Genomic DNA, 4,981 nt, shown 5'->3' with positions numbered 1-4,981 from the left:
TTCTCGCCCTTGGCAAAGCCCATCAGGTGGCCGCGCAAAAGCTGGATGCCAAGCGCAGGGTCTACGCCCTTGGGGCAGACCGTGCTGCACGAGCCTGCAAAGTGGCAGCGGAATATGCCGTGCTTGTCGTCGACGATGTCGAGCCGGTCCTTTGTGGCGTCGTCGCGGTTGTCGGCGAAATACCTGTACGCCTGCGCAAGCGCCTGAGGGCCGGGGAACTTGGTGTCCATCGCCACCGTTGGGCAGGCAGAGTAGCACAGCCCGCACTTTATGCAGTACGAAAATTGCAGGAACTTGTCGACATCTTCGGGGCTCTGCATGAACTCTGACATCTTGTTGACCTGCTGCGTGTCCATGTCGGCCTTGTCGTGGTGGATGTACGGCTGGACGTTCCTGTGGTGATCAAAGAACTGGGAAAAGTCTGTAACAAGGTCGCGCATGTGCGGAAAGTTGGCCAGCGGCTCGCACGTGATGACGCCGCCTTCGAGTTCCGACACCTTGGTATAGCAGGCAAGCCGGGGGATGCCATTTATCTTCATGCCGCACGAGCCGCACGATGCCATCCTGCAGGAGTAGCGTATGCCGATGCTATGGTCGTTGTACTGCTTGGCGTGGAGGAGGGCGTCGAGCACCGTGGTGGAGCGCTGCACCGGCACGTCAAAGGTGTCATAATGCGGCTTTTCGCCTGCCGCCCTGTTGGCCCGCATGACCTTGAGGGTTACCGACGAGCGCAGGATCTCTTTTTCCTTGTGCGCCTTTGAGCGCTTTTTGTCAAGGTGTTCGAGTTTTTCTACTATGGTATCTGTCATTATTGTCACCCTAGGGATAGCCCGTTTGCCACGATTATGGTCCGGGTCCCGTACCCAATTATGCCTATCATCCCTGCTATCGTGAGTATTGTCACAAAGCCCTCCCAGTTCTTGCTCTGCCTCATCTCAAGCAGGATAATGCGCAGGCCGTTAAAGCCGTGGATGGCAATGAGCACGAGTATCGATTCTAGCAATACCGCATACGGCAGGTTGTGGTAGTTGGCAATGACGTTTTCGTATTCCAGGCTCAGGTTGTATGGCATCACCAGCCGCATCATGATGTGCACTGCCACCACAAACAGGGCGCCTATGCCCGTTATGTAGTGGATTTTCATTATCTGGCTTTCTCTGAGCAAGCTATTCGCCTCCAAACAGCACCGATGCGCCGTACATCATCGCAACGGCTGCAAGTATGAGCGCTATCCATATACCGGATTTTTGCCTATAGTTGAGCGACGCCGCGTCGTAGGGGTAGTCGGGCCTTCCAGGGTTGCCAAGCCCCTTGCCGCCGTGCGTGAATACCAGGCGTATGCCATTTGCAGAGTGGAACGTGCTCATTCCTATTACTAGTATCAGTATCATGTGGCCCATCGGCGTCTGCGTCAGCTCTAGCATCGTGTTCCAGGCGTCGATGCCCTGCGTCAGGCTGCTGGTCTCGTAGATGTGGCCGACGAAATACGCCAGCAGGCCCACGCCGGTCAGCCTCTGCAGCCAGTAAGAGACTCGCTCCCAGCCGTAGCGGCTAGGGTTGAGCCAACCTATGATGCCTTCGCGGTTGTCGCGGTCGCCGGCTGATGATGATTTTTCCATCTCAGTACTTCCTCTCCACTGGCGCATAGCGCGTGAACGTGACAGGATGCCATACCATCCTTGGACCCTCCGTAGTGTGGTAGGCAAGCGTGTGGGCCAAAAAGTTAGAGTCGTCACGGGTAGGATAGTCTGTGCGCGAATGTGCGCCCCTGGACTCTTTTCTGTTCAGCGCTCCCACGAGTACCACTTCGGCGGTACGGAGCATTGAATCTATCTCCATGACGTTGACAAAGTTGGTATTGTATTCCTTGGCCTTGTCGTCGACGTGCTTCCACATCAATCCCTTCAGCTCGCGGACCTTCTTTAGCGCCTCTGAAAGGCCCTGCTCGGTGCGAAACACATACGCCTTGTCGTCCATCGTGTCCGTCAGCTCTTTGCGCACCTGGTAGGGGTTGACGCCGCCAGAGCCCCGGAACAGGCCGTCATAGATGCGCTTTTCCTCGTTTGCCACCTGCGACTTCGACGCCTCAAACGAGTGCGATTTCCTGCCCTGCGCGTGCTTTGCTGCAAGCTCGCCGGTTATCCTTCCCCACACGATGCACTCTGAAGTGGAATTGGCGCCAAGCCGGTTTGCCCCGTGCGTGCTGTTGCACGCCGCCTCGCCTGCGGCCCAGAGGCCAGGCAGTTCCGTGGCGCCGTCAATGTCGGCGTGGATGCCTCCCATCATGTAGTGACACACTGGCCGGACTTCAATGGCCTCGTCGATAATGTCGACGCCAGAGAACTTGATCCCGATTTCTCGGATTCCTGCAAGCACTTCCTTTATGCGCTCGTCGCCGAGGTGTGTCAGGTCCAGTTTCAGGCAATCAAACCCGGTCTCGTGCTTGAACCCGCGGCCCTCAAGGATCTCCTTGATCATCGAGCGCGAGACAACGTCGCGGGGCGCCAGCTCCATCTTGCCGGGGGCATAATTGGTCATGAAACGCTCGCCCTTGTTGTTGACAAGGTAGCCGCCCTCGCCCCTTGCGCCCTCGGTTATGAGTATGCCGGACGGCATAATGCCGGTCGGGTGGAACTGGACGAATTCCATGTCCTTCATGGCAAGGCCGGCGCGAAACGCCATGTCTATGCCGTCTGGCGTCGACGAGAATGCGTAGGTGGAAAAGCTATAGATCCTCCCCGCGCCGCCGGTGCAGATTATTCCCGCAGGCGCCTTGAAGACAGTAAAGGTGCCTGTCTTTATCTCGATTGCAGTTACGCCCTGGAAAGCAGAGTCGCGAAGGATAGAGGTGCAGAACCATTCGTTGTAAAAGTGGATGTTGTCGTACTTTAGGCATGTATCGTACAGGGTCTGCATCTCGTAAAAGCCGACCTTGTCCTGGGCGTACGTCGCGCGTGGAAAAGAGTAGCCGCCAAACTTGCGCTGCGCAATCCTGCCGTCCTTGCGGCGCGACCACGGCATGCCCCAGTGGTCCAGCTGGTAAACTTCAAACGGCATGTTGCGCACCAGACGCTCTGCCACGTCCTGGTCTGCAAGAAAGTCGCTGCCCTTGACCGTGTCATAGATGTGCGATTCCTGGTTGTCGCCCTCCTCTTCGTAAAGGACCGCCGCAGTGCCGCCTTCCGCAGAGACAGAGTGCGACCGCATGACTTGCACCTTTGACAGCACGGCAATGCTGAGGCCCTTGTCGACAGCTGCTGCCGCAATCGCGGCGCGCAGCCCGGCAAGGCCGGAGCCGATTATGAGGACGTCATGAGATATTGTGTCAACCAAATAGTATCACAGGTTACGACGCTGCAAGCATGTAGCATTCTCTTAAATATCTTTGTGACTCTACTCGCGTCCTCACAAATCAGCAGCAGCGGTTAGTACGACTAGCCAATGGACGTGAGATTTACATAATAAGTAGGTTCGCCGCTGAAAGGTCGGCCGTTGAAAAAGGCGTTTGACGTATTCGTATCAGTCCTCCTGATGGTCTTTTTTGCCGGCTACATCAACATCCACGCGGACCTGATCGGGCTCCATGTAAGCCCGGTGCCGGTATCGCACGGAATCACAGAGTTCTGGGAGTGGCTTACGTGGATAATGTTCGCGGCTCTCGCGCTTGACATTTATCTGAAATACCGCAAGGTGCGCGACTCAAAGGAGTTTGTCAAAAAGCACTGGCTCGACCTGCTCATGCTGGCGCTCCTTCCCCTGTTTGCAGGCTTCAAGCTGGCCAAGATGTCAATAAAGCTGGTCAAGGGCGCCAAGATGGCCAAGTCGGGTTTTAAAGCGTACCAGGGCGCAAAAAAGATACAAAAAGCTAGTCGTGAGAAGTGACGACACCAAAATGCTTATAGTTCTAGTCCACCAAATCATTTGTAAGCGATGATTGACAACTTGCTGGCGGTATTCGCAGTCACCTATTCGTGGCTCTACCAGAACCTCATAAGCCCGCTTGAAACGTTTGCCAGAGAATTTCAGTTTATCGCAATCTGCATCGTGACGGTAGTGTTTATCATTGTGAGCATGTTCCTGATGCTGAGGCAGGCGAGAAAGCTCCCCAAGGCATACAGGGTAGACATAGCCGACGTGTACGGCGACAGCGTATCGATCGACGGCGTCAGGCAATTGTTCAAGACGTACGAGGCGGCCGAAAGCTATGCCCGCATGTACAGGCAGAGCTTCTCCCAGTACAAGTTCAGGGTAGTGGGAATGGAAAAAGAGCCGGACAAGAGTCATTAGTTCAATATTGTGTGCATGTCTGGATAAATGCCAACATTGAATCATAGATCCAAAAAGCAATCCAAGAGAACAGATGTCCGTATCCATTCTAGAGATATCAAAACTGGGCAGAGATAAAGGGCCTCATGTTGAGCTGCAGTTTGATTGCGAGGATGACAGCATGTTTTCATTGACGTTTGAACAATATTGATTTTTTAAAGTCAGCTTTTAGCAAGGAAACGGCAATTGTCTCATTTTGGATTTTTAGATTAGTCATTTTTCTTTCATAGTCAATTTCCTCCTTATCGGTACGCCACCACATACTTCATCATCCTCCCAGCCAGGGGTGAGACCCAGAGAGGCAATCATTGCAGACATCCTACAAATTGCCACCGAGCCTACCAAGTCAACCCGCATCGTATACCTCGCCAACCTATCCAACAGCCAATTTTCATCATATATGCGCTTTTTGCAGGATAGAAGGCTGATTAAAAAACGAGAGGATAAAACCTGGCTGATAACTGGACGAGGAAAAGAGTATCTTATGGTTTATTCTGCCCTTCGAAGAATACTCGATAACGTAGAGCAGGCAGCTCCGTTTGAAGAAGATTATGATAGTTCAAAGTGACGGTTCTTTTTCCCATTCGCACACAGCTATACGGCCTAGCTATCAACACCACATTATTAGATGCATCTAAGGGCATAGATGTATAAT

7 protein-coding genes are annotated in these 4,981 nt (G+C 53.6%); 3 read left to right on the top strand and 4 right to left on the bottom strand.

The annotated features are described in order from the left end of the window. The 4 genes from ACREAY_RS09730 to ACREAY_RS09715 form a co-directional block, all read right to left on the bottom strand. A partial coding sequence (locus ACREAY_RS09730) for a succinate dehydrogenase/fumarate reductase iron-sulfur subunit (protein WP_431755576.1) occupies positions 1 to 809 on the bottom strand: 809 nt, incomplete at its 3' end. Positions 810 to 814: 5 nt separating this feature from the next. Further along, positions 815 to 1,144, bottom strand: coding sequence for a succinate dehydrogenase (locus ACREAY_RS09725; protein ID WP_431755577.1), 330 nt, complete (start codon positions 1,142 to 1,144; stop codon positions 815 to 817). A gap of 22 nt (positions 1,145 to 1,166) precedes the next feature. Further along, a complete protein-coding gene (locus tag ACREAY_RS09720) occupies positions 1,167 to 1,619 on the bottom strand; it encodes a succinate dehydrogenase (RefSeq protein ID WP_431755575.1) in 453 nt (150 codons plus the stop codon). A gap of 1 nt (position 1,620) precedes the next feature. Then, a complete protein-coding gene (locus ACREAY_RS09715; protein ID WP_431755574.1) occupies positions 1,621 to 3,333 on the bottom strand; it encodes a succinate dehydrogenase/fumarate reductase flavoprotein subunit in 1,713 nt (570 codons plus the stop codon). A gap of 159 nt (positions 3,334 to 3,492) precedes the next feature. Between ACREAY_RS09715 and ACREAY_RS09710 the strand changes: the two genes are divergently transcribed. From ACREAY_RS09710 to ACREAY_RS09700, 3 genes are all read left to right on the top strand, one after another. Further along, a complete protein-coding gene (locus ACREAY_RS09710; RefSeq protein ID WP_431755573.1) occupies positions 3,493 to 3,882 on the top strand; it encodes a hypothetical protein in 390 nt (129 codons plus the stop codon). Between the two features lie 48 nt (positions 3,883 to 3,930). Continuing rightward, on the top strand, positions 3,931 to 4,287 hold the full coding sequence (locus tag ACREAY_RS09705) for a hypothetical protein (RefSeq protein ID WP_431755572.1): 357 nt from the start codon (positions 3,931 to 3,933) through the stop codon (positions 4,285 to 4,287). Positions 4,288 to 4,612: 325 nt separating this feature from the next. Beyond that, the gene (locus ACREAY_RS09700) at positions 4,613 to 4,894 is read left to right on the top strand and encodes a winged helix-turn-helix domain-containing protein (protein WP_431755571.1); all 282 of its coding nucleotides are present in this window, start codon (positions 4,613 to 4,615) and stop codon (positions 4,892 to 4,894) included. The last annotated feature ends 87 nt before the right edge of the window (positions 4,895 to 4,981 follow it).

The sequence above is a fragment of the Nitrososphaera sp. genome (genome assembly GCF_050748925.1).
Classification (GTDB): Archaea; Thermoproteota; Nitrososphaeria; order Nitrososphaerales; family Nitrososphaeraceae; genus Nitrososphaera.
Note: the sequence above shows the minus strand (reverse complement) of the source record. Positions and strands in the feature narration are given on the sequence as shown.